Origin of the sequence: Pseudomonas sp. 5C2 (genome assembly GCF_034314155.1) — a bacterium.
Classification (GTDB): domain Bacteria; phylum Pseudomonadota; class Gammaproteobacteria; order Pseudomonadales; family Pseudomonadaceae; genus Aquipseudomonas.
On record NZ_JAVIWH010000002.1, the window covers coordinates 1,297,890 to 1,318,643 of the forward strand.

The 20,754-nt window shown below is 54.2% G+C and carries 22 protein-coding genes and 1 pseudogene; 11 read left to right on the top strand and 12 right to left on the bottom strand.

Annotation, left to right across the window (positions count from 1 at the left end):
* Positions 1-232 precede the first annotated feature (232 nt).
* From RGU44_RS06630 to RGU44_RS06645, 4 genes are all read right to left on the bottom strand, one after another.
* Positions 233-1,069 (bottom strand): glycosyltransferase family 2 protein, encoded by an 837-nt coding sequence (locus tag RGU44_RS06630; RefSeq protein ID WP_322216324.1) that lies wholly within the window; start codon positions 1,067-1,069, stop codon positions 233-235.
* A gap of 241 nt (positions 1,070-1,310) precedes the next feature.
* Positions 1,311-1,514, bottom strand: coding sequence for a co-regulatory protein PtrA N-terminal domain-containing protein (locus tag RGU44_RS06635; RefSeq protein ID WP_322216327.1), 204 nt, complete (start codon positions 1,512-1,514; stop codon positions 1,311-1,313).
* A gap of 524 nt (positions 1,515-2,038) precedes the next feature.
* A complete protein-coding gene (locus tag RGU44_RS06640; RefSeq protein WP_322216330.1) occupies positions 2,039-3,406 on the bottom strand; it encodes a sensor histidine kinase in 1,368 nt (455 codons plus the stop codon).
* Positions 3,384-4,076, bottom strand: coding sequence for a response regulator transcription factor (locus RGU44_RS06645; protein WP_322216333.1), 693 nt, complete (start codon positions 4,074-4,076; stop codon positions 3,384-3,386). Before RGU44_RS06645 ends, RGU44_RS06640 begins: the two co-directional genes overlap by 23 nt.
* 151 nt (positions 4,077-4,227) lie before the next feature.
* Between RGU44_RS06645 and RGU44_RS06650 the strand changes: the two genes are divergently transcribed.
* Positions 4,228-4,938, top strand: a complete 711-nt coding sequence (locus tag RGU44_RS06650; protein WP_322216336.1) for a response regulator transcription factor — start codon at positions 4,228-4,230, stop codon at positions 4,936-4,938.
* 182 nt (positions 4,939-5,120) lie between these two features.
* Here RGU44_RS06650 and RGU44_RS06655 read toward each other — a convergent pair whose 3' ends face one another.
* Complete coding sequence (locus RGU44_RS06655) at positions 5,121-5,282, bottom strand: hypothetical protein (RefSeq protein WP_322216338.1); 162 nt, start codon at positions 5,280-5,282, stop codon at positions 5,121-5,123.
* A gap of 868 nt (positions 5,283-6,150) precedes the next feature.
* On the opposite strand from RGU44_RS06655, the gene RGU44_RS06660 reads away from it, so the two are divergent.
* Both RGU44_RS06660 and RGU44_RS06665 read left to right on the top strand, forming a co-directional pair.
* On the top strand, positions 6,151-6,696 hold the full coding sequence (locus RGU44_RS06660) for a hypothetical protein (protein WP_322216341.1): 546 nt from the start codon (positions 6,151-6,153) through the stop codon (positions 6,694-6,696).
* Between the two features lie 59 nt (positions 6,697-6,755).
* Positions 6,756-6,944 (top strand): annotated as a pseudogene (locus tag RGU44_RS06665) (transposase domain-containing protein); the annotation flags it as partial.
* A gap of 378 nt (positions 6,945-7,322) precedes the next feature.
* On the opposite strand, the gene RGU44_RS06670 reads toward RGU44_RS06665, so the two are convergent.
* Genes RGU44_RS06670 through RGU44_RS06685 form a run of 4 tightly spaced genes read right to left on the bottom strand, consistent with a single transcriptional unit; the run spans position 7,323 to position 13,568 of the window.
* A complete protein-coding gene (locus RGU44_RS06670) occupies positions 7,323-10,451 on the bottom strand; it encodes an efflux RND transporter permease subunit (RefSeq protein ID WP_322216343.1) in 3,129 nt (1,042 codons plus the stop codon).
* Positions 10,452-10,472: 21 nt separating this feature from the next.
* Complete coding sequence (locus RGU44_RS06675; protein WP_322216346.1) at positions 10,473-11,537, bottom strand: efflux RND transporter periplasmic adaptor subunit; 1,065 nt, start codon at positions 11,535-11,537, stop codon at positions 10,473-10,475.
* Complete coding sequence (locus RGU44_RS06680; RefSeq protein WP_322216351.1) at positions 11,534-12,961, bottom strand: TolC family protein; 1,428 nt, start codon at positions 12,959-12,961, stop codon at positions 11,534-11,536. Before RGU44_RS06680 ends, RGU44_RS06675 begins: the two co-directional genes overlap by 4 nt.
* 10 nt (positions 12,962-12,971) lie before the next feature.
* On the bottom strand, positions 12,972-13,568 hold the full coding sequence (locus tag RGU44_RS06685) for an undecaprenyl-diphosphatase (RefSeq protein WP_322216352.1): 597 nt from the start codon (positions 13,566-13,568) through the stop codon (positions 12,972-12,974).
* 316 nt (positions 13,569-13,884) lie between these two features.
* On the opposite strand from RGU44_RS06685, the gene RGU44_RS06690 reads away from it, so the two are divergent.
* Both RGU44_RS06690 and RGU44_RS06695 read left to right on the top strand, forming a co-directional pair.
* Positions 13,885-14,547: a response regulator gene (locus tag RGU44_RS06690; RefSeq protein WP_322216354.1), complete on the top strand. Its 663-nt coding sequence runs from the start codon at positions 13,885-13,887 to the stop codon at positions 14,545-14,547.
* 122 nt (positions 14,548-14,669) lie between these two features.
* Entirely contained in the window at positions 14,670-15,884 is a 1,215-nt protein-coding gene (locus tag RGU44_RS06695; RefSeq protein WP_322216356.1) for an ATP-binding protein, read from the top strand.
* Between the two features lie 141 nt (positions 15,885-16,025).
* Here the strand turns inward: RGU44_RS06695 and RGU44_RS06700 are convergent, their stop codons facing one another.
* The gene (locus tag RGU44_RS06700; RefSeq protein ID WP_322216359.1) at positions 16,026-16,301 is read right to left on the bottom strand and encodes a metal/formaldehyde-sensitive transcriptional repressor; all 276 of its coding nucleotides are present in this window, start codon (positions 16,299-16,301) and stop codon (positions 16,026-16,028) included.
* Positions 16,302-16,621: 320 nt separating this feature from the next.
* On the opposite strand from RGU44_RS06700, the gene RGU44_RS06705 reads away from it, so the two are divergent.
* Both RGU44_RS06705 and RGU44_RS06710 read left to right on the top strand, forming a co-directional pair.
* Positions 16,622-17,755, top strand: coding sequence for a nickel/cobalt efflux protein RcnA (locus RGU44_RS06705; protein WP_322217783.1), 1,134 nt, complete (start codon positions 16,622-16,624; stop codon positions 17,753-17,755).
* Positions 17,756-18,172: 417 nt separating this feature from the next.
* Positions 18,173-18,553, top strand: coding sequence for a hypothetical protein (locus RGU44_RS06710; RefSeq protein ID WP_322216361.1), 381 nt, complete (start codon positions 18,173-18,175; stop codon positions 18,551-18,553).
* A 247-nt stretch (positions 18,554-18,800) separates the two neighbouring features.
* Here RGU44_RS06710 and RGU44_RS06715 read toward each other — a convergent pair whose 3' ends face one another.
* On the bottom strand, positions 18,801-18,992 hold the full coding sequence (locus tag RGU44_RS06715; RefSeq protein WP_322216364.1) for an MbcA/ParS/Xre antitoxin family protein: 192 nt from the start codon (positions 18,990-18,992) through the stop codon (positions 18,801-18,803).
* Between the two features lie 67 nt (positions 18,993-19,059).
* Entirely contained in the window at positions 19,060-19,140 is an 81-nt protein-coding gene (locus tag RGU44_RS24960) for a CGNR zinc finger domain-containing protein (RefSeq protein WP_416194632.1), read from the bottom strand.
* Between the two features lie 134 nt (positions 19,141-19,274).
* Here RGU44_RS24960 and RGU44_RS06720 point away from each other — a divergent pair, with 134 nt between their 5' ends.
* The 4 genes from RGU44_RS06720 to RGU44_RS06735 are packed head-to-tail and all read left to right on the top strand — an operon-like array spanning position 19,275 to position 20,656.
* Complete coding sequence (locus RGU44_RS06720) at positions 19,275-19,601, top strand: metalloregulator ArsR/SmtB family transcription factor (protein ID WP_322216366.1); 327 nt, start codon at positions 19,275-19,277, stop codon at positions 19,599-19,601.
* Entirely contained in the window at positions 19,598-20,032 is a 435-nt protein-coding gene (locus RGU44_RS06725) for a YeeE/YedE family protein (RefSeq protein ID WP_322216368.1), read from the top strand. The genes RGU44_RS06720 and RGU44_RS06725 overlap by 4 nt, the downstream gene beginning before the upstream one ends.
* A 2-nt stretch (positions 20,033-20,034) precedes the next feature.
* On the top strand, positions 20,035-20,457 hold the full coding sequence (locus RGU44_RS06730) for a DUF6691 family protein (RefSeq protein WP_322178466.1): 423 nt from the start codon (positions 20,035-20,037) through the stop codon (positions 20,455-20,457).
* A 10-nt stretch (positions 20,458-20,467) separates the two neighbouring features.
* Positions 20,468-20,656: a DUF2892 domain-containing protein gene (locus RGU44_RS06735; protein WP_322178467.1), complete on the top strand. Its 189-nt coding sequence runs from the start codon at positions 20,468-20,470 to the stop codon at positions 20,654-20,656.
* Positions 20,657-20,754: the final 98 nt, after the last annotated feature.

Below are 20,754 nucleotides of genomic sequence, written 5' to 3' on the forward strand. Positions count from 1 at the left end.
AAATCGGATTAGAACTATGAAGTACAGCGTTTTAAAAACTCGCCATTCGCCCCGGATTCACATACATCCACTGCGGAAAACAGGTATATGTTATGAGGGCAACGATCAAGCTATAGCACGATGTATAGGCGGGCACACCTTACGCTGTAAAAGGTCAAAATTCCGTCAAAGCCAAATCTGAATTAAATTCATTAAGTGAGTCGCCCCTGACGTAAGAGGCAGGCCTGAGTGTCTATTTTTGCTGAAGAGATCCCCAGCGAATATTTAGGCCGGGTGAGTGGGGTGTTAATAGACTTTTATGGGTAAATTGATTGTAGATTTTGACTCTTCGATGATCGTTCGCGTAACCACCCATCGCTGAAACTGTCCCGCTTTGAATATGATCCAGGTAACGGAATAATTTTCGTGGTGGAATGAAGCTGATCTTATAGTTCAGCTCTACCATTCTGTCTTGCAACTCATAACCGGGATTACGCTCGTCCATTTGAAAGTGCAATCCGTGCTGTTTAATCAGACGTACATTCCACAGGGTGCAGAAGCTTTTCAAGTGAGTTTCTCTGAACGGTTTCGGCGCCCTTGCTTTGAAGCCCATGGCTAAAAAGCTCCGCCGGGTATAGTGCTTGAAAAACCGTGAAAACAGACGCCAGGCCGATCGCGTAATACCTCGATTCAACTGCTCCAGACATCCGACAGCTGCGACTTTGTATGGGCCAGCGCACTGGTCGATCATCATGGTGAAAATAGTCGGGTCGTAAATAAAAGTATCGGTGTGCAACAGAAACAGATACTCGGTTTCAACGTGATCTAAAGCAAGATCCAAGGCCCGGCCATGAGCAACGTTTCCTGCTTCAGGGGTGTATATTTTACGTTCAATCAGGTTGATCCAATTCAGCGTACGCAGGTATTCGCTGCTCGCATCATCCGAATAGTTATCCACCACAAAAATAGGAACGCCAGTCTCCTGCAACCCATCGCGCAGCAGCTCCAGACAAGCCTTTGTCAGTTCAAGTGATTTATAATTAACCAGCACAATACTGTAGTTTGCTTTAGTCGGAAGTGAGCATGTCATAAGTACTTTGACCTCGATTACTTACTGCTTTTGTGGCCGAAAAATGGTATTTCAATGTCGATAGCCCGGGCCGGATGGAATACTCCTCGGCCCAATGCATCTATCGTCGTTACCACGTCGAGTTCTGCCGTCACATGGCAAGCAAACCCTCAACTCACCTCTGGTTCCAGACGTTGCCCCACTGCATCCCATGACGCTTCAAGCACATGGCGACCCAGTTGAATGAATGGGCGGCTCATTGTCAGTTCAAGCGCTCAACATCGTGGCTAATCGCTTTCTGTACAATCACTACGGCCTCTTTATGTTCGGCCTGCTGGTAGTGCTTCATCGAGACCTCGCGTGCGGCATCCATCCGTGCCACGACCCGGTCTCCACCACCTTCAGCCAACGCAGCTACAGAGGCACTCATCAGGCTAACGATCAAAAGAGCTTTAAGGGTTTTCATTAGGAAATCTCCACTGTTCAGGTAATGCCAGCTCGAAGGTGGCTGGCATAAGCTTCAGGCTTGTGCTCATCCTAGAGCCGGCACCCTTACAGGCTGTTCCCCTGTTCATAAATTTTTTGACAGGATTTTTTTTCGATTTTAATAAGCTGGAAATGCTCCGGACTACGTTGATAGTCAACGTCTCCCGCATTCCTGCAAACGAACAGGTACCGCATCCCCTATGGCGATATATGACCGATATCCATGCGGATATGGGCTTGCCATGAGCATCAAGTTCAGGGTTGCCTGAAACTGGCTTACCGGTAAGAAATCGAAAGGGTTATTGGGATATTTCCCACGAGAACAAAAAATTCCGAGCTCTCGAGTGAGCTGATCGAGTTGTTGGGTGTTTCCGTCAGCAGCATGGCTGAAGGCGGTGGTGACTAGGTAATGGCCCGCATGGACGCGGCGCGAGCAATACTCAGTCCGAGTATGCCCATGCCGTGGTCAGCAGCTAGAAAACCGCCGCAGGCAACGCCGCGCGCTCAAACTGACAGCGCTTTACCCACCAGTTCGATCTGGCACCCTGGTTGCGCGTCCTGCACCTGTAACGTCATGTCATGCAGGCGGGCAACCGCAGACACCATGCTTAAGCCTAGTCCGTTGCCCGCCATGTGGCGGCTGGACTCTGAGCGGTACAGTCGGCGGAACACGGCTTCGCGTTCAGCCTGAGGAATGCCAGGCCCATTGTCTTTGACTCGGATCCCGCTATGGGTTGCGTCAGCAACCACGGTGACCTGAACGCGGCCTCCATCGGGTGAGAACTTGATGGCGTTGTCGAGCAGGTTACAGGCGGCATCGAACAGCAGCTGAGGATCCCCTGACAGGTTAGCCGGTTTTTTGCTGGGAACCAGTTCCAGAGTCATGCCGCGCTCTTCGGCTAGCGGCTCGAACAACTCCGTGGCATCTGCCGCGATCCGGTTCAGGTCGACCATAGCGAAGTTGCTGCGTCGGGCGCTGCTTTCGATTTCGGAGATGCGCAGCAGCGCTCGAAATGTCTGCAAAAGCCCCATGGCCTCTTCAATGGCTGAGTCGATGGCCGCCGCATATTCGTCCTTGCTCAGGCTGCGTCGCTGGGCGCGTTCAAGTCCGGCGATCAGGCGGGTAAGTGGGGTACGCAGATCGTGGGCGATGTCGTCACAGACACCCTTGACTTCACTCATCAGCCGTTCGAGTTCATCGAGCATGCCGTTGACGACGCTAGCGATACGGTCAATGTCATCTCGGTTACCGCGAGTCGGCAAACGCTTGCTGAGATCGCCCTCTATGATCCGTTCTATCGAACGACTAAGGGCATCCAGCCGGCGTCTGGCGGAATAGCCAAGGGCGATCGCTCCTAGCAGGCCGACCACCACCAGCAGCGCGCCCCCAGAGATCAACGCATTAATCAACAGCTCATCGAATTCATGAATATCGTAGATGTCTTGAGCCACCAGCAGTTTTTGCCCGTTTTCCAATTGGTGAACCATGAAACGAATGGGACGACTGTGTTCGTTCTGCTTATGCCATACGAACTGATAGGCTCTGTCGTAACGGTTGAAATCGGGCAGCGCCTGGATCGCACCCGCTATCAGCTGGTCATCGGCGCTAAATAAGGCGTGTGGGGTACGACTCTCTATGTCCTGTTCGGTATGCTGACGGATTTCCTGTTGTCGCAATGCAGGCGCTTGTCGGCTGCGGATGTCGATCTGGTGGTACAGCGATGCGTCGACTTCTGACTTCAAATAACCGGTAGTCTGCCAATATATGTAGCCAAACAGGGCAAGGAACGAACAGCCGAACAGCGCCAGAAACATCAGTGCGGTACGAAAGCTGATGGTGCGCGGTATTTCACGCAGGTGAACGGAGAACATAGCCGGCTCCGCGAATGGTATGGATCATCTGTTCTTCGCCTTCGGCATCGATCTTGCGGCGCAAGCGCCCTATATGTACCTCAATTACGTTGGTGCGTTCGTCGTAGCTGTAATTCCAGACCGCTTCGAACATCATCGTGCGAGTCACCACTTGGCCTGCATGCTGAACCAGGTATTCAAGCAGGGCGTACTCCCGGGGAAGGAGGTCGATCTGCCTATCACCTCGGCGCACGGTGCGACGTAATAGGTCAAGATCAAGATTGGCGACCCGTAGACGACTTTCCCGATCTTGGCCCGGCTGCGCGATTCGCCGTCGGCTCAGGGCATCCAGACGCGCGGTCAACTCGATGAACTCGAATGGCTTGGTCAGGTAATCATCACCGCCAGCACGTAAGCCGCGAACCCGCTCGTCGAGCGCGCTCAACGCACTGAGAATCAGCACCGGCGTTGCGATACCTGATGCGCGCAAGGCGGTGAGCATGCCTAGTCCATCGAGGGCACCGGGAAGCATACGATCCAGTACGATAATGTCGAACGTGTCGCCAATGGCTTTTAACAGGCCGTCTCGACCGTTGTTGGAGCAGGTCACGTCAAAGCCATGATCCTGCAAGGCGGCTTCGATTTCGCGGGCAGTGGTGGGGTCATCCTCGACGACTAGAACATGGGTCATGAGCGTTGCAAAGGCCTCGGTTGGGCGAACAGATGGGGCGTGGCGCTGGCCCTCGACCCTTTCAGTGGCATCATAGTGTGCCAAACCGAAGTAAACGCACAGGTCGCGTGAACATGAAAGAAAGTTTAGGTTCGCTATCGGAGGGCTGCGTGTGCGCATCCTGGTAATTGAAGACGATGCTCGCGCATCGGCTTATCTGTTACGCGGTTTGAGTGAAAGCGGTCATATCGTCGATGTCGCCGAAGAGGGCCGACAAGGCTTGGCGATGGCGCTCGAGGATTTGTATGACGTGCTTGTCGTCGATCGCAAGTTGCCGGGAATGGATGGCCTGGCGCTTGTGCGTGAACTACGCCGCCGGCAGTTGAACACCCCGATACTGATGCTAAGTGCGCTGGCCTCGACCTCTCAACGGGTCGAAGGTCTGCAGGCCGGATGCGATGACTATCTTGCCAAACCCTACGCCTTTATTGAAGTGCTGGCTCGACTGGACGCCTTGCTGCGGACACGGGATCAAGTTCCTGGCCCTTCACGAACACTCCGTGCTGGGGAGCTTCATCTCGATTGTGCTACACGTCAGGCAACTCGCCAGGGGCGTACCATCGCACTAGCTTATCGGGAAACCTTGATATTGGAAAAGCTGATGCGCCACAGTGGTGAGATTGTGACCCGCAGCATGCTCTTGGAGAGCGCCTGGGATTATGAGTTTGACCCTAACGACAACGTGATCGATAAGCATATTTATCGCTTGCGCCGCAAACTCGACGAAGGTTTTTCCGGTTCGTTGATACAGACCGTGCCAAGCGCAGGGTATCGTCTGGAGGTCGACGCTAAATCTCCTCGTGAGGCCGAGTCTGAGGGCTAGAGCGGCCTTGGTTAAACTAAACCCTGAGGGAGCGCTATCCAGCGAAACGTCGTACAGGTTCAGTGCGCGGCGGTTTCATCCTTGCCATGTTGGCTCGGGTGAAACCGCTGTTGCATTTACAACGCTATCGTCAGGATCACTTGCTTATCGCCAACACCGCAATACTTGGTGGATAGCTGTCGTCAATTCTTCATTGGTATGCCCATCATCGACGACTCTGAGGGTGCGCTAGCAGCAGTTGTGCTGGCAGGTGCGTCGGCTGGGTGATGCTCATCTTCGGCATAAGCCATGAATACGCTACTGGCCAAGACAGCGGCAAGAACCAATTTCAATTGTGTTTGCATGGTGAAATCCGGGTGCTGAGAGGTAAGTAGGAACTACTAAGCCGCGTCAAATGGGCGCAATGAAGCAGAACGGCCACGGTTTGATCGCCCTGAAAGTCGGATTAATCGTTGAAACGGACGAAAATCAGGCGAGCTGGCGGCCCCAATGGTATGGGCGTTTCAGTGCAAGTGCAGCGAAGGTGCTTTTTTCAGCACGGTTAAGCGGCATCAACGCAGGTAGCAGCAAGACAAGAGCCAAACTGGCGAGGTCTAGTGTGGGATCTGCGATGTCGGACTAATCGCCTTCACCGCATCCACACAATGTTGAAGGCAGCCGCTGTCGTGCAGGACTTGGTTATCCGCCTGCTGCATAGTGGGAAGTGTCTTGTGCGGCGCAGTCAGGCTGTGCTCCGGGCCCACCAAGCATCCATGAAATACCTTCACGATCATAGCAAACACCCACACCCCGAGCGTGAGTCGCAATAGATTGCGGTAGTGATGACGGAACCAGTACATGAAACGCTCCACGGGCCTGTTAAACCCAACTTGTTCCAGTGTCGGCACTAACGCAATAGCTGAGTCGACTTCAATCAAACAAGTGGTTCGCTACGCTTGCTCGGGATAACCGTCTCGCGGCAAGCAGAGGTCGCTGTGGCCATGGTTCCGAGAGTGCAATCTTTGCGAGTCGATTGATTTCGGCCAAACTAAACTCAGCTTTCTTGGATACAGGTCATTCTTGCCCGCCGCTCACTGGCAGGCTGTAGGGTAAATTGGGGTTAAGATTTGACGGTGATGCCAGCGGCGGTCAGTGCGCTGTGCAAGGACAGAGGAGCAGCGAAAGCGAGTCGCGCGACTCGAAACTGCCAATGCATGATAATCGAGTAGTACCATGAGAAAAAAAACATCATCAGAGCATCACCTTCAACTCCGGGTACGCGAAGTTGGACAGTTGTTTAACTCGATGGATCCGACACCTTTTCTTAACAAGGATCTTGATCGCGAAGCTGAAGCGTTCATCGAGACCTGGGCAGCAGAATTTTCGTCGGACAGCCGGCTTCGTATCACAATCCACCTTGAGCATCTGCCAGCAGAAGGCGATCCAAGTGCGATTATTATCGAGGCAATCCACAATTACTTTGATCATAAAGCAGGTCTCGTACGCAGTGAGTTGAAACATCTCCTTCGAGAGGGCCGCATTAGCCTGTTGATCGGCATCGCCTTTGTTACCCTTTGCCTGATCGTAGTCGATGTTATTGGCCAACTTAGTCCTGGTGCTGTAGTCGGCATAGTGCGCGAAAGTCTGATGATCGTTGGCTGGGTGGCAATGTGGCGACCACTGCAGATTTTTTTATATGACTGGTGGCCACTTTTAAGATTGATTCGCGTCTACAAAGCCATAAGCCATGCACATGTTCGAGTGGTGCAGGGCAAATAATATCCACCGCAAGCCGTAATAGAGTGTGAGCCCTATTCATTAAGGCTGTTGAAGTGAACCGATCAGCACGAATCATGAGTTTGATCCCGTCAGTACGGTTAAATGGCCATGATCCGTACGCGTATTTGAAGGACGTCCTTACGCGTTTGCCGAGTTATTGCCACACGGTGGGTGCCCGTTTAATTACACAAGGGGTGTTGGGCGCACGTATCAGTCGACCATTTGGGCAGCCAAGCCAAGGTATTTAGCCGTTTCAAAGCATTACTAGGTTCGTTGTTAATAGTCGTTTGGACTTAGTGGCTTGTCTGTCATGCGTTACGATGCCGATGAGCTTCGTGCCGAATTCGGTGAGCCATTTTTCATGCTTGGACATGAAAAAAAGTCTCACCATACGCCAGGGGGCAATGAGCAGAAGTTTGTTTGCTGTTTTTGTCGCAAGGTAATCTGAGTCGTGAATTGCCGCTGATTCTGTAGACACATCTGAGGGACTTCCTTTAGCTGCTTTTAGGGGGCGCTGATTTACTCAAATCCAGTTGTTGCCCTCAGATGACTCAAGGCCTCCAGAGCGTTTCCGGGATAAGATACCGAATAACTCAACGCGTCCTTAGCAATCGTCAATGTTCGAACTAGGTTGCGGATTCAACCGGTGTTAACTGAGCAGGGAACTCTTCGACGCGCTTTTCAAAGCGTCCAAAATGCAACGCCAAAGTTGGTAGCACCAATAGGTTGAGTGCTGTCGAGGTCACTAATCCTCCCAAGATAACGATAGCCATAGGCCCTTCAATTTCATTGCCGGCAGCGCCACTGGCGAGCGCCAAAGGTAGCAGTCCCAACGCGGTCACCACGGCTGTCATCATAATCGGTACAAGTCGCTCGGCGGCACCCCTTTGAGCTGTTTCCGGGCCCCATGTCATGCCTTCTTCATTCACCAGATGTGAGTAATGGGATATGAGCATGATGGAGTTGCGCAGCGTGATACCAAACAGGGTGACAAACCCGACCAGTGATCCCAATGACAAGTTTCCACCGCACACCAACACAGTCAATACACCGCCCACCAAGGCGAAGGGCAAGTTCACGAGGACTAAGACCAGCGCACGCATGCTTTTGAGGGCGAGGAACAGAAGCAGCATGATCCCAATGATGGCAACCGCTGTGTAAACCATTAAGTCCTGTTGCGATTGCACACGTGCTTGTTCCTCTCCAGCAAACAAGACGTAGGTTCCCTTGGGTAAAGTGACCTCCTTGTTAATACGCCGTTGAGCCTCCTGAACGAAGTCACTCACCGCGCGGCCATGTACTGCGGTGGAGACTGTTTGCAGGCGTTGACCACCGCTGTGCATGATTTGGTAACGGCTGGTGGTTTGAGTGATCAGGGCCAACTGATCGAGAGGCACCGTTGTTCCGGCTTTGTTACGTAGCAGCAGTGAACCGACAGTCGCGATGCTGTGGTGGGCCGTGGGAGTCAACGAAACGGTGACATCATAAATCTGGTTCCCCTGATAGATTTGGCTGGCGGTCACTCCATCATAGGCCACCTGGATCGCGTCCATCACATCAACCGGCTCGAATCCCCAGTGTGTTAATTGCTCAGGCCGCAGCCTGATGGTCAATTGCGGCACATGCTGGGCGGACTCAACTCTCAGGCCGATGGTGCCTGGAATTCGACCGATCACCTGGGCGATTTCCTGGGCTTTGCTGTCCAACACATCCAGATCAGGGCCAAAAACATTGATAACGACCGGCGCGGTGACGCCGGAGATGCTTTCGTCCACCCGTTCAGTCAGGAACGTGTTCACCGACGTCGTCAGCCCTGGGAAGCTGGCCAGCACTTGTTGAATACGCGCTACGGCCTGGGTTTCCTCTGCGGCGGACAAGCTATTTAAATCCACTTCGAACTCACTGACATGGACGCCAGTCGGGTCGACTACTTCACTGGCTCGCCCTGCGCGTTGCGCTACCAGTCGCACGCCGGAGACTGTACTCAGCTCCTGCGCTACACGGTCGCCCACGCGCATGGATTCGGTCAAAGAGGAGCCTGGGGCCAACGCCATATGGATGAGGTAATGTCCCTCCTTCAGTTCCGGTATGAAGTTGCCGCCAAAAAACGGCAGTGCGCTGGCCGCCACGGTGCAGAGAATGACGATCATCCAGACGATTGAGCGAGAGTGCGACTCGATACTGGCGAGTAATTTCAGGTAGCGGGTCTTCAGTCGCAGCACCAATCTTGGTTCTTCCGATTGAAGTGGCTTGGTGGTCAACAACATAAACGCCAGCGCTGGCGTGACCGTCAGGGCCACCACAAGGGACGCCAAAATCGCCAGGATATAAGCGAGCCCCAAGGGGGCGAAGAGTTTCCCGGCGATCCCTGACAGTGCTAGAACGGGCAGGAAAATCAGCGCGACAACCAAGGTGGCGTACACCACTGCACTACGGACTTCGAACGAGGCGCGCAATACCACCAAGGCTGGTGATAGGGGATGCTCCAGCGCTTGATTTTGGCGCAGCCGACGGAAAATGTTTTCCACGTCTACCACAGCATCGTCCACCACCTCTCCCAAGGCGATGGCCAGACCGCCCAAGGTCATGGTGTTGAGGCTCACACCGAAGTGATGGAGCACGATCACCGCCGTCAACAAGGACAGCGGAATCGCCGTAGCCGAAATGATTGCAGTGCGGATATTGAACAAGAACAGAAACAGCACCAGGACAACTAACACGCCGCCCAATAGCAGTGCCATCTGCAAGTGACCAATCGCTGTTTCGATAAACCTAGCTGGGCGGAAGATGTCCGGGTGCAGGCTCACCTGTTCTGCTTCTAGCGCAGGTTTCAAGCTGTCCAGGGCGCTTTCCACACTACTGGAAACGCTCATCATGTCGGCGCCGTATTGGCTTTCCACCATCAGCGACACCGCTGGCTTACCCTCGATTGCCGCCGCACCGACTGCGGGAGCTGGCCCATAGGTCACCGTGGCGACATCGCCCAAGCGTACGGCGATATCACTCTGGTAGTTGAGCACCGTTTGCGCCAACTGCGCGGGTGTAACGGTTTGACCTTCGGTATTCAAGACTATGCGCTGGTTAGCGGTCTCCAGAAAACCCGCACCTCTAACCCCCGTTGCGCGTTGTGCAGCGCTCAACACGTCTTGAAGAGCGAAACCGTATTGCACCAGCTTTTTGGGATCTGCCTGAATCTGAAACTGCTTTAGATCACCGCCGAATACGATTACGTCTGCCACGCCTGGCACGCGTAATAATTGCGGTTTGATCGTCCACTCCGCTAGTGTGCGCATCTCCATCAGCGAGCGGGTGTCAGAGGTAATACCTGCGACCAGAGTGACACTGGTCGATGACGTTAATGGCAATAGCGCAGGTGTTTTAACCCCGTGCGGGAGAATACCGGTGAGCGTGCTGAGTCGCTCCGCAGCCAGTTGTCTGGCTCGGTATAGGTCAGCCCCATCCTTGAAGGTCAGCGTCACCATTGACAGTCCCGGCAACGATTTGGATCGCATGCTCGCAAGTCCCAGGGTGCCACCCATGGCATTTTCGATCGGCTGGGTAACAAGCATTTCAACCTGTTCGGACGATAACCCTGGAGCTTCGGTTTGAATCACCGCCAGCGGTGGAGCAAACTCGGGGAAGACATCTTGCCGGGCCTGAGTCAGGGTGTAGATGCCATAACCTGCCAGCAGACACGCGAGGGCGATAACCACACCTCGGAAGCGCACAGCGAAGCGGATAATTGAATTCAACATGATGTATTCGCTGCCGTCTGGTTAGTCGTCACATTCGGGGTCTTTGCAAGCCGATGCGGTGATGGGCGGACGCTGCTCTTCGGACAACAGCAGTTGCGCACCACGCACCACGACACGATCACCGGACTCAAACCCCGTGCTGACCAGGTACCCATTGTTGTAGGGGGTTTGGTCTGCGACAGGACGGCGGGTAAACCGGTCTTTGGCAATTTGCACATACGCCCACGGCTGTCCGCCAAACCATAGGATGGCCGCCTCAGGTATGACGAGACTGGTGCTGGTTGGTGTGGGTAATGGCAAATAGGCAGCCACTTTGCTACCGACTGGAAGGGTAGCCGCCGCTCGGTAAAGGTAGGCACGGCCTTCTGTCGAAGCATCGACTTGAGGCGAGACTGAAATCAGGTGCGCCGTTTCCCGATGATGTTCGCTGGACTCAATCGCGATCTGTTCAGGCGCAGCCAAATCAACACCGAGGGGGAGGGCAATGCGCAACAGCATGTCCTCGCGGCTCAACAGCCTGTGCAAAAGCGTGGCGTCCTGTGCTCCGATCATACCGGCCAAGGTCGCACCAAACTGTTGGAGTGCGCTAATGCGTACCGACTGCAGGTTGGCACTCGCGGCCTGTAGCTTGGTCTTGTCTGTATTCCATGTTGCTTGCGAGGCTTGCAGCACCTTCAAGGACACGCTCTGGTTGGCCTTGAACAGCGCGAGGTTGCGCTCATATTCCTGGCCAGAAGCTGAAGCTGCAGACTGTGCTGCCGTTGAGTCTGCTTGAGCCATAGCGTAACGAGTGCTCAGATCATTAAGCCCTTGCACATCAAGCACACTGCCGTAAGCAAGATGTTCCACTTGATGCCTGGACGCAGTTATCGGCTCACCTTGAATACCACTGATTGTCTGGGTCGTTTCATCTAGCGTGACAATGGTCAAACCTCCTTCGATGGTGACCCTTGTAGGGGGCGCTACCGCAGTTACAGGCACAGCCTGCAGGGTTTGATAAAAGAAGGAACCTAAAGCGCCTAACCCGACAGCGGCTAACATCGCCAGGGCGATCAGTGGGATTTTGCTACGAAATGGAGTGTTCATTTTCGAATGACCGTTTCGGTTGACTGGGCGTGCAATGGGATTCCATCGAGCGGTTGCTGGATGGCATTTTCAAGTTGGGTGATGGCTTGCTGGACTTGAACCACTGCATCAACGTGGGTCATTGCATCGACATTCACTGCACGGCGTGAGCGTGATAGCGCCAGTCGGTCTATCGCGCCTAAATCAAAGGAACGTTGATCAGCTTGAAAGGCGGCTGTTCGGGTCGCCCCCTGAGTGTCGATGAGCACAAGGTTCTGCGTGGCCAGATGAAAGTGCTGCAGAGCGCTGTCGGTCTGATTGATCGCTTGGTCTTGAAGTGCTTCGACGTGGGTGGCAGCTTCCTTACGGTGCGCCTCGGCTTCCGCGATAGGCCCTTCATTACGGTTGAACAGGGGGAGGGTGATGCCTGCCGGTGTGACGCTGTATTTGTTCACCCCCTGGTCGAACGAGTATCCGAGCCCAAGTGACAGGTTCGGATACTGCCGTGCAACCTCTAGCTGGAGAGCGGTTTGGCTCGCGTCGTACTCGGCCAGAGCCCCAAGAATGTCGGTGCGGTTCAGAACGGTTTGACGACGGGCAGCGTTATCAGGGATCTGCGGAGTCAGGCTCTCAAAGTCGCTCAGATTTATCTTGATGGGCTCAAGAGCCCTGAGAGGAATCCCTATGGTCTGAGCAATCAGTGCTTTGGCGTCCAGCATAAGCTTTTCGTTATTAGCCAAGTCGCTACGATCACGCTCCAGAATGATCTGTTCCTGGCTCAACTCGAACCTAGAGGCCGACCCCAACAAAAGCTGCCTCTCCAACATGGTGACTATGTTCTGCTGGATGTCGACCTGACGCTCGATAATCGAGTGGTGCTGGGTGGCGGCGTAAAGGTCAAGCAATGCGCTGCGGAGACGACTCCTGATCTGCCAGGCGGTTTGACCAATATTGAGTCGGGCAGCGTCTGAGAGTTGTTGCGCTTGTGCCACTCGATACCCACGTTTACCGGCAGTCTCAATCGGGATGTCGAGGGCCAGTCCGTACGTCCACGGTTTTATCGGCTGATCGGCGTATTGCAGTGGCAACGACAAGGACGGATTGGGTCGTTGATTCGCCGTTTCTGTCGCCGCTTCACCCCTAGTTAATTTGGCGCGTACCGCGTCCAGCTCAGGGCTGTAGTAATAGGCCGCCAGAGTTAATTTGCTCAGCCCCCAGGCGCTAGTGGTTTTGGGGAGGCTCGCTGTTATGAAGCGCTGAAGCTCTGGTTTAGTCAGAGAGCGCTCTTCATAAGCAGCCATCATTTTCAGAGGCGCCAGTGGTTGCGGTTGATAACTGGCGCAGCCGGTAAGCAGCGCCATCACGATGAAAAGGTAGGGTTTGCGCATTAGAATTTTCTTTGAGGCCAAAATGGTGGAGCACGCTGAACTTCGTGAATAAAGCACGCATCTCCTCCTAGAGCTGAGCGTTGCGTCGAGCGGTGTCTGGAAAAACTCGTTGATATAGACGCTCAAGAGCGTCGAGCAAACGGTCGTCGAGATGCCTCCAACTCAGCACCTGTGGTACCAGCCACGCGCTTATCAACGAGATCAGCAGCGACCCGGCAATATCGAATGGAAAATGCACGCCTAAATAGATACGCGCCCAGCCAACCAACACGCCCAGCAGCAGAATCAACACACCAAGTTTGCGCAGCGATGCCAGCATCAGAGCAAAGGCCAACGTGAACATCACAGTGGCGTGATCGCTTGGAAAAGAGGACTCCGGGGTGTGTGCCAGGAGGGTTTGTCCTAGCCCCAGCATAAAGGGTCGTGGATGGAACCAAAGGCTACTGATCAGCAGATTGCACCCAAGCGCGAACACGATGCTCAGCGTGGCTGTTACCGCAACGTCTCGATGCTGGCGTGTCCCCCGCAGCCACAATCCGATCAGCAACAGTGGTACGCCGGTGATGAGCCACTGCGCCAGAAAAGTCGCAAATAGCTGTATTTTCGCCGAGGAGTGCACGCTGGCGTTGATAGCCAAAAACAGGGTGCGATTGAGATCTTCCATGGGGAGACCCGTTCAGGAGGCTAGGAAGCACCACGTTGTGATCACGGTGCGAGTGATACGCACCGTAATGGTTGCTTCCTTAAGTCCACCTTAAGGCTGACGCTGGCAGTCTTATCGTCTTTATAGGCCTGAGAGGCCGTTGCTCCAAAGTGTTGCTTTCAAGGCACAGGTCGCAGGGCTAAGTTCCGAATATTGAGAGCCCGAGTGGGGTCAGAATTATCTATGGTTAGGGCGCCATATGCTTGGAGTCAAGAGTTCGGCACACTGCGCGGTGTTCCAGCGAAGCGCTGACTGATGTGAGGAGAGGGATCAGGCGATGCGAATATTACTTGCAGAAGATGACCCGATGATTGGCAGCGGCTTGCAAAAAGGCTTGCGCCAGGAAGGGTACATAGTGGATTGGGTCACGGACGGCAAGGCTGCCGTGCTCGCTTTGGAAACCACCCCTTATGCGCTGCTGCTGCTCGATCTAGGACTTCCGCGCCAAGATGGAATGGATGTTCTCAAGGTTCTGCGTAAACACGATGAGCGCTTGCCGGTAATCATAATCACTGCCCGCGACTCGTTACCCGATCGGGTTGCTGGCCTTGATCACGGCGCTGACGATTACCTGGTTAAACCGTTCGCCATCGAGGAACTAGTTGCACGCATCCGTGCCGTCAGCCGCCGTCAATCAGGGCGTGTGCAGACCGAGCTTCGAGGCGGCCCCCTGCGACTTGATCCTGTACGACACCTGCTGTGGTTACGCAACGAGCCTGTCAGCTTGTCGGCCAAAGAATATGCGTTGCTGCACGAGCTGATGAAGGAGCCGGATACGGTGATATCCCGCGAGCAGCTAGAGGATCGCCTGTACGGTTGGGGAGACGAGGTCGGTAGCAATGCAGTGGAGGTTCATATCCATAATCTTCGTAAAAAGCTTGGGGCCGAGGTAATCCGTACTGTCCGAGGTGTCGGATATCACATTGGAGAGGACGCATGAGTTCGCTCCGTCGACGTCTGCTGTTATGGCTGCTGCCAGCCACTTTTCTGGCTGGGCTACTGGCAAGTATCGGCACCTATTGGGGGGCTGTCCTTGAACTGGATGATCTACTCAACGACCAAATGCGTTACCTCGCAGAACACATCAATGTGGATCCTGGTGAGCATGTGGTACTGACGGATACTGGCAAGAAACCCAGTCCACTCAGTGATGATAATGCGGACGAAGTGCTGCTTCAGGTTTGGAGCGCAGGAGCCTTGAGTTTTACGACTGACCCCGCACTCACGCTGCCACCGCCGCAGGAAACAGGCCTCAGTGATGTTCAGGTCGGAGATCAAATCTGGCACACGTTTGTGAGCCAGCGCGGCGATAAGTTTATCCGGGTGGCTCAAGCACAAAATAAACGCTGGGAAGAGCTCGCCGGTTTAGCCATGCACCTACTGTGGCCAGTGGTGTCACTGATCCCCTTGCTAGCCCTGTTTTTGTGGTTTGGTATCACCTATGGGCTAAAGCCATTGCGGGCAGTGGCGACAGAACTGTCTGAGCGTAACGTGAATAGCTTGCAGCCTATCGCTTCGAAAGAGTTGCCTGGCGAAGTGAAGCCCTTGGTCGATGCTCTCAACGATCTGCTGGAACGCCTGGCAAATGCCTTCGCCATGCAAAAGCACTTCATCGCTGATGCCGCGCATGAGTTACGCACCCCGGTAGCAGCGCTCAGTATCCAGGTTGAATTGGCGCAACGCGCCACTCAGGAAGTAGAAAGGCAGGTATCACTTTCTGAGGTGCAGTCAGGTGTCATGCGCCTTACTCACCTGACACAACAGTTATTGACCTTGGCTCGCCTGGAGCCTGACGCGCAGTCGCCAGTCATGCAGAGCGTTGAGTTATCTGCTCTCTGCAAATCGGTGATCACTGATCAGGTTCGTAGGGCTGAAGCCTCTGGTATTGATCTCGGGCTGACCGAGCATGCCGCATCTAGCATTTTTGGGGATCCTGAAACGCTGCGAATCCTGCTCAATAACCTGGTCGACAACGCCATTCGCTACGCAGGTGCCCGCGCAAAGATTGACGTGGCAGTACGCGATACCGACCAAGGGGTCGTGCTTGAGGTCTGCGACAACGGCCCAGGAATAAGTGCAGCGGAGCGTGAGCGAGTGCTTGAGCGATTCTACCGAGGCAACAATCAAACGGGCTCTGGCAGCGGGCTGGGGCTTGCAATTGTTAAAACGATTGCGGAGCAACACGGGGCTCAGGTCGTACTCGATACTGCACCAAATAGCTTAGGGCTGCGGGTTCAGGTTGTTTTTCCGTTTCAATCGGAAAAATACGCAGGGTAGAAAGCGCTCTCTAAAAGGCGCAGTGCGATAAGCTCATCAGGGCCGGCCCCTTCAATTGATGCTGCTTGATTAGGGCTGCCCAGTCACTTTGTTTGTCGCCCTGGCATCAACTGCACCATTCTCGTATCTGAATTCTGATGGCTATTTGAGGTAGGAGCGCAGAGCGGAAACGACCTGTTCGACATCTTCCTGCCTGCTTTCTGGGGAGACGGCATCAGGCCCTAGGTGCTCACGAATATGTCCCTCGAGCACTTCTGTCATCAAGCCGTTCACCGCACCTCTGATCGCAGCGATCTGTTGAAGCACCGCTACGCATTCAGCCTCTTTATCCAGCGCCTTCTCCAGCGCCTCTGCTTGTCCTTTGATACGGCGAACGCGTGCTAATAACTTCTTTTTTTCGTGAATGGTATGGCCCATGGGATTTCTCTCTTTCATAGAAGTATACTGGGGTATAGTATATTTCGTGCCTATATAGGAGGACGGTAGCAAATGTCACTCGCCATATCCACCTGAACGAAAGGGCCGTTAATAGTGGTCGTCGCACCGCCAGTGACGATTGCTGATGGGGAGTTCAAGCGGATGGGGGCGAGTAAATCCTATCGATGCCAGGGGTTGACTCAGATGAATCTTTCCTGAGATCGGGAGGCTCCGCTGGGTACGTGCTGCCGGACGTTACTACGCGGGCCATAGCCACTGGAAATACCCAAACAAATGACCACGCACCTCTAGGATTATCCATGTCGACCTTCGCAGAGATTCTGCAACAAGGCCCAGCTCATGCTTGGCTTTATTTCCCCAGTGCGATTCTATTGGGCGCTTTGCATGGGCTTGAGCCTGGGCATTCAAAAACGATGATGGCGGCATTCATCGTTGCCGTCCGTGGTTCTGTGAAACAGGCCATTTTGCTGGGGTTGGCGGCTACGCTTTCGCATACGCTGGTCGTGTGGCTCGTCGCCGTGGGTGGTATGTATCTGGGACAGAATCTGGACGCGGCCACCACCGAGCCCTATTTTCAGCTTGCCTCGGCTGCAATCATCATCACCATTGCTCTATGGATGCTCTGGCGCACTTGGCGTGGCGAGCAAATGTGGACGTTTGAAGAGGGCGACGATCATCATGGGCATGAACATCATAGCCATGATGATGGAACCAAACGCATCGACACAGGCCACGGCAGAATAGAACTCTCGATCTTCGAAACCGGTGTGCTACCAAGGTGGCGGATGAAAGCGTTGAGTGGTCATGCCTGGTCTGCTGCGGACGTGAGTCTGTTGACCACTCGCCCCGATGGACAAGTTCAGACATTCAGTTTTGCTGACCAGGGCGAATATCTGGAGTCTTTGGAGGCCATTCCCGAACCTCACGAATTTACCGCCAAACTTTGTCTTGGTCATGCAGGCCATAGTCATGACTATGACCTGGACTTTCATGAGCACGGCCATGAACATCAGCACTCTGAGTTGGAGGGGCTGGAGCTCTCAATTGAGGGCTACCAGGACGCTCATGAGCGAGCGCACGCCAGCGATATCCGTAAGCGTTTCACAAATCGTGAGGTAAGCACCGGTCAAATCATTATGTTCGGCCTGACCGGTGGATTGATTCCTTGCCCGGCTGCCATCACGGTTTTGCTGCTTTGCCTGCAAGTCAAAGAGGTGGCGTTGGGGGCAGTACTGGTTCTTTGCTTCAGTATCGGATTGGCGTTGACCTTGGTTACTGTCGGTGTTGCCGCTGCGGTCGGGGCTCGACAGGCATCCAATCGGTGGCCTTGGCTGGGTAGTGTCGCTCGACGTGCGCCTTACTTCTCGAGTGTGCTCATTATTGGCGTAGGTTTGTACATGGGGATCCATGGCTGGATCGGCTTGAACGCATAAGGCGATGCATGGATATTTGAACTCACCAGCTAGTTTGGTCTGTTCCTGGCGGCATTCGGTGTCGCCAGCTGTATCTGTCAGATGGCTGAGGCTGAGGCTGTTGCCGCAATCATCTGCGATTAACTGTACAGCTACTGCCCGCGTTTCTGTCAGGCCAGTCGAGAACTTAAACCCGTTATGCGAGTGCGAGGGCTAGATTTCGACGGTGCGGGCCAAGGGCTTCTTTCGAAATCGTGAGCTGGAACACCTCAGGCATTGGCCTGGCCGTAATGGGCAAAACGGGTTCTAGTCTGATGTGGTTTATGCGGGGAGGGGCTGGCAGTCAGGCTGTGACGGACGGTTGATCTGCACAACCATGGCCGCGCAAACTGGTGTCACATCTTGCAGGGCTCTAAAACATAGGACAGACCGTAGATAATGGATCGAATCAAGCTACGAAACGCAGGTGAGTTCAGCAACAATAGGGCGGTTGAATACGCCACCGTCAAGGTCGAGCTTCCCCATCATTGGTTGCCGAGCAATCTCAAGAGCGAACACTACTGCGATGAGGACATTGTACGAGGGCTGTACCCGTCACCTGGGGGGAGGCTGACCTACAAGACTCTGTATTTGGACAGCTTGGAGCTGGCGGAGCGGTTTGCTGAGTACCTGCACAAACGTTTCAACAACCGACGGTACGCCAAAGACTACTACCTCAAGGTGGAGGTGTTGACCACCACCCAGACCGTAACAGCGACGAAAGCGCGAGTGAAGCACTCAGAGCTCGTGCTTGCTGCTCTAGCTTTAAACGAAGGCTGAAGAAGGATTGAGTAGGCTGCCAAGATCGGGGGACGCATCAGCGTTAGGGCCTCCTGGCTAACCTGGCCGGGCATTGGATGACTCTGTCAGGTCGCTGTAGAGGCCATTGATAAGGCCGTCGTTACTGGCGCTTTAGGCATCACGCGGCGACGTTACTGTGCTTAGAGGAGTTCCAGTGAGAAATGCAAGTATTTGCTCCGGTCATTCATCGCCTGAGCGTCACAGGCAGATAGCTGAGCACTCGTCATTAGAATGAGTACCCGCTATTGATTCGCTCAAGTACATCTTTGACCAGCAGATACCCTGCTTCACAGTGCGCGAGTTCCACTGGTGCTCGATCACCCAGAGCTGTTTTCGGCTGATTCAGCCATGCATTTGCTTTCTCTTTGCTGCCAAAAACCTGCTCGGCTTGACGCTGAACCAATTCAACATAGTTCATTTCGGGCTCTCGTTAGACGCGCTGCTGTAACCAGGGGGTTATCGGGGTGCGTTCGGTTATTCCTGGATCACTCGAGTGCCGCCTTCGATTGGTAATGCCGCTGCGCTTTCGCACGATTCCCACACGTAGCCATCGCGCACCACCGTATAAGCCCGCTTTCCTAGGTTGATCTAGATAGCCTCGAAGCACTGCGTCCTATGGCTTCTATCCCGAGTACAGGAACTGCTTGCCATATAGTATATAAAACAATATATTGTTTTTATATTAACTGAAAGCTGTGTCATGACTGCCACCAAAGACGCTCTCAATATCCCGCAGCTGCGCGCCAATGCCGATGCTGCTGGTCAGCTACTCAAGGCTCTTGCCAACCCAGATCGACTGCTTCTGCTCTGTCAGTTATCGCAGGGAGAGCGCAACGTCAGCGACCTGGAGGCTTTGCTTGGCATCCAGCAACCGACGCTGTCTCAGCAACTCGCAGTACTGCGCCGGGAAGGGCTCGTGGAGACGCGTCGCGACGGCAAGCAGATCTACTACCGTATCAACAGCCCGGCAGCACTTGCAGTGATCAATACCCTTTACCAACTATTTTGTGCGGGAGACGCGACATGAGCATCGACTGGCTTAACTTCACTCCCTGGTCAGCCCTGTCCGGGGGCGCGTTGATCGGGCTGGCGGCCAGTGTGTTTGTTCTCGCCAATGGCCGTATTACGGGAATTAGCGGATTGCTCGGCAGCGTACTCCAACGGGGTAGTGATGGCTGGGGAGAGAAAGCGTTGTTTCTACTTGGCCTGCTATTGGCGCCCTTGTCCTGGACGCTGTTTGCTGCCTTCCCGATGATCCAGTTCCAGACTGGCTGGGTTGGTTTGGTGCTTGCTGGTCTTCTAGTGGGTGTCGGTACCCGCTATGGCTCCGGTTGTACCAGTGGCCATGGCGTGTGCGGCATATCGCGCTTATCCCCGCGCTCCATCGCTGCAACGTTGTGTTTTATGTCTACGGGATTTGCCACGGTGTATGTCGTTCGTCATGTGTTGGGAGTCTGAGCATGGTCAAATTAACTGCTTTTTTTGCCGGGTTGATCTTCGGACTTGGCCTGCTACTGGGTGGCATGGCGAACCCCGCCAAAGTGCTAGGCTTTCTTGATTTGGCGGGTGCTTGGGATCCCTCTCTGGGGCTTGTCATGGCTGGCGCTATCGCAGTGGCGATCCTGCCGTTCAATTGGGCCCGCAAACAGAAGCAATCCTTGCTTGGATCACCCATGCAGCTGCCCGTCAAACGTGAACTGGACTCTCGACTCATTGTAGGCAGTCTTTTATTCGGTGTTGGCTGGGGCATCGCAGGCATCTGCCCTGGGCCGGCGGTGGCGATTTTGCTCACCGGACACTGGCAAATCATCGTGTTTGTGCTGGCCATGCTGGCCGGTATGTTGCTGTTCTCTGTGCTCGAAAACCGTCGAACGGATAGATAAGGAAATAGCCATGAAAGCAAATGTTGGAACCATCGACCGCATTCTGCGCGTTGTCGCAGGCGTAATTCTGATCGGTCTGAGCCTGGCTGGGGTCATTGGCTGGTGGGGCTGGCTTGGTGTTGTGCCATTGGCTACCGGCATCTTTCGCTTCTGTCCGGGCTATTCGCTTATTGGGGTCAATACCTGCAAGCGTTCTTAGCTCAGGGCTGTTACGCAGCTTGGGGTCTGCGCGGTTATTAACGCTCTTGGCGAGCCCCCATATTTTGTCAAACACGCTTCGGCGCGAAAATGCCGAGC

Coding starts and splice junctions, on each gene's coding strand:
- RGU44_RS06690 (WP_322216354.1), top strand. CDS start 13,885: ATGCGAATATTACTTGCAGAAGATGACCCGATGATTGGCAGCGGCTTG.
- RGU44_RS06670 (WP_322216343.1), bottom strand. CDS start 10,451: ATGTTGAATTCAATTATCCGCTTCGCTGTGCGCTTCCGAGGTGTGGTT.
- RGU44_RS06685 (WP_322216352.1), bottom strand. CDS start 13,568: ATGGAAGATCTCAATCGCACCCTGTTTTTGGCTATCAACGCCAGCGTG.
- RGU44_RS06705 (WP_322217783.1), top strand. CDS start 16,622: ATGTCGACCTTCGCAGAGATTCTGCAACAAGGCCCAGCTCATGCTTGG.
- RGU44_RS06640 (WP_322216330.1), bottom strand. CDS start 3,406: ATGTTCTCCGTTCACCTGCGTGAAATACCGCGCACCATCAGCTTTCGT.
- RGU44_RS06700 (WP_322216359.1), bottom strand. CDS start 16,301: ATGGGCCATACCATTCACGAAAAAAAGAAGTTATTAGCACGCGTTCGC.
- RGU44_RS06715 (WP_322216364.1), bottom strand. CDS start 18,992: ATGAACTATGTTGAATTGGTTCAGCGTCAAGCCGAGCAGGTTTTTGGC.
- RGU44_RS06695 (WP_322216356.1), top strand. CDS start 14,670: ATGCGTTACCTCGCAGAACACATCAATGTGGATCCTGGTGAGCATGTG.
- RGU44_RS06645 (WP_322216333.1), bottom strand. CDS start 4,076: ATGACCCATGTTCTAGTCGTCGAGGATGACCCCACCACTGCCCGCGAA.
- RGU44_RS06710 (WP_322216361.1), top strand. CDS start 18,173: ATGGATCGAATCAAGCTACGAAACGCAGGTGAGTTCAGCAACAATAGG.
- RGU44_RS06730 (WP_322178466.1), top strand. CDS start 20,035: ATGGTCAAATTAACTGCTTTTTTTGCCGGGTTGATCTTCGGACTTGGC.
- RGU44_RS06720 (WP_322216366.1), top strand. CDS start 19,275: ATGACTGCCACCAAAGACGCTCTCAATATCCCGCAGCTGCGCGCCAAT.
- RGU44_RS06635 (WP_322216327.1), bottom strand. CDS start 1,514: ATGAAAACCCTTAAAGCTCTTTTGATCGTTAGCCTGATGAGTGCCTCT.
- RGU44_RS06735 (WP_322178467.1), top strand. CDS start 20,468: ATGAAAGCAAATGTTGGAACCATCGACCGCATTCTGCGCGTTGTCGCA.
- RGU44_RS06655 (WP_322216338.1), bottom strand. CDS start 5,282: ATGCAAACACAATTGAAATTGGTTCTTGCCGCTGTCTTGGCCAGTAGC.
- RGU44_RS06725 (WP_322216368.1), top strand. CDS start 19,598: ATGAGCATCGACTGGCTTAACTTCACTCCCTGGTCAGCCCTGTCCGGG.
- RGU44_RS06630 (WP_322216324.1), bottom strand. CDS start 1,069: ATGACATGCTCACTTCCGACTAAAGCAAACTACAGTATTGTGCTGGTT.
- RGU44_RS06675 (WP_322216346.1), bottom strand. CDS start 11,537: ATGAACACTCCATTTCGTAGCAAAATCCCACTGATCGCCCTGGCGATG.
- RGU44_RS06660 (WP_322216341.1), top strand. CDS start 6,151: ATGAGAAAAAAAACATCATCAGAGCATCACCTTCAACTCCGGGTACGC.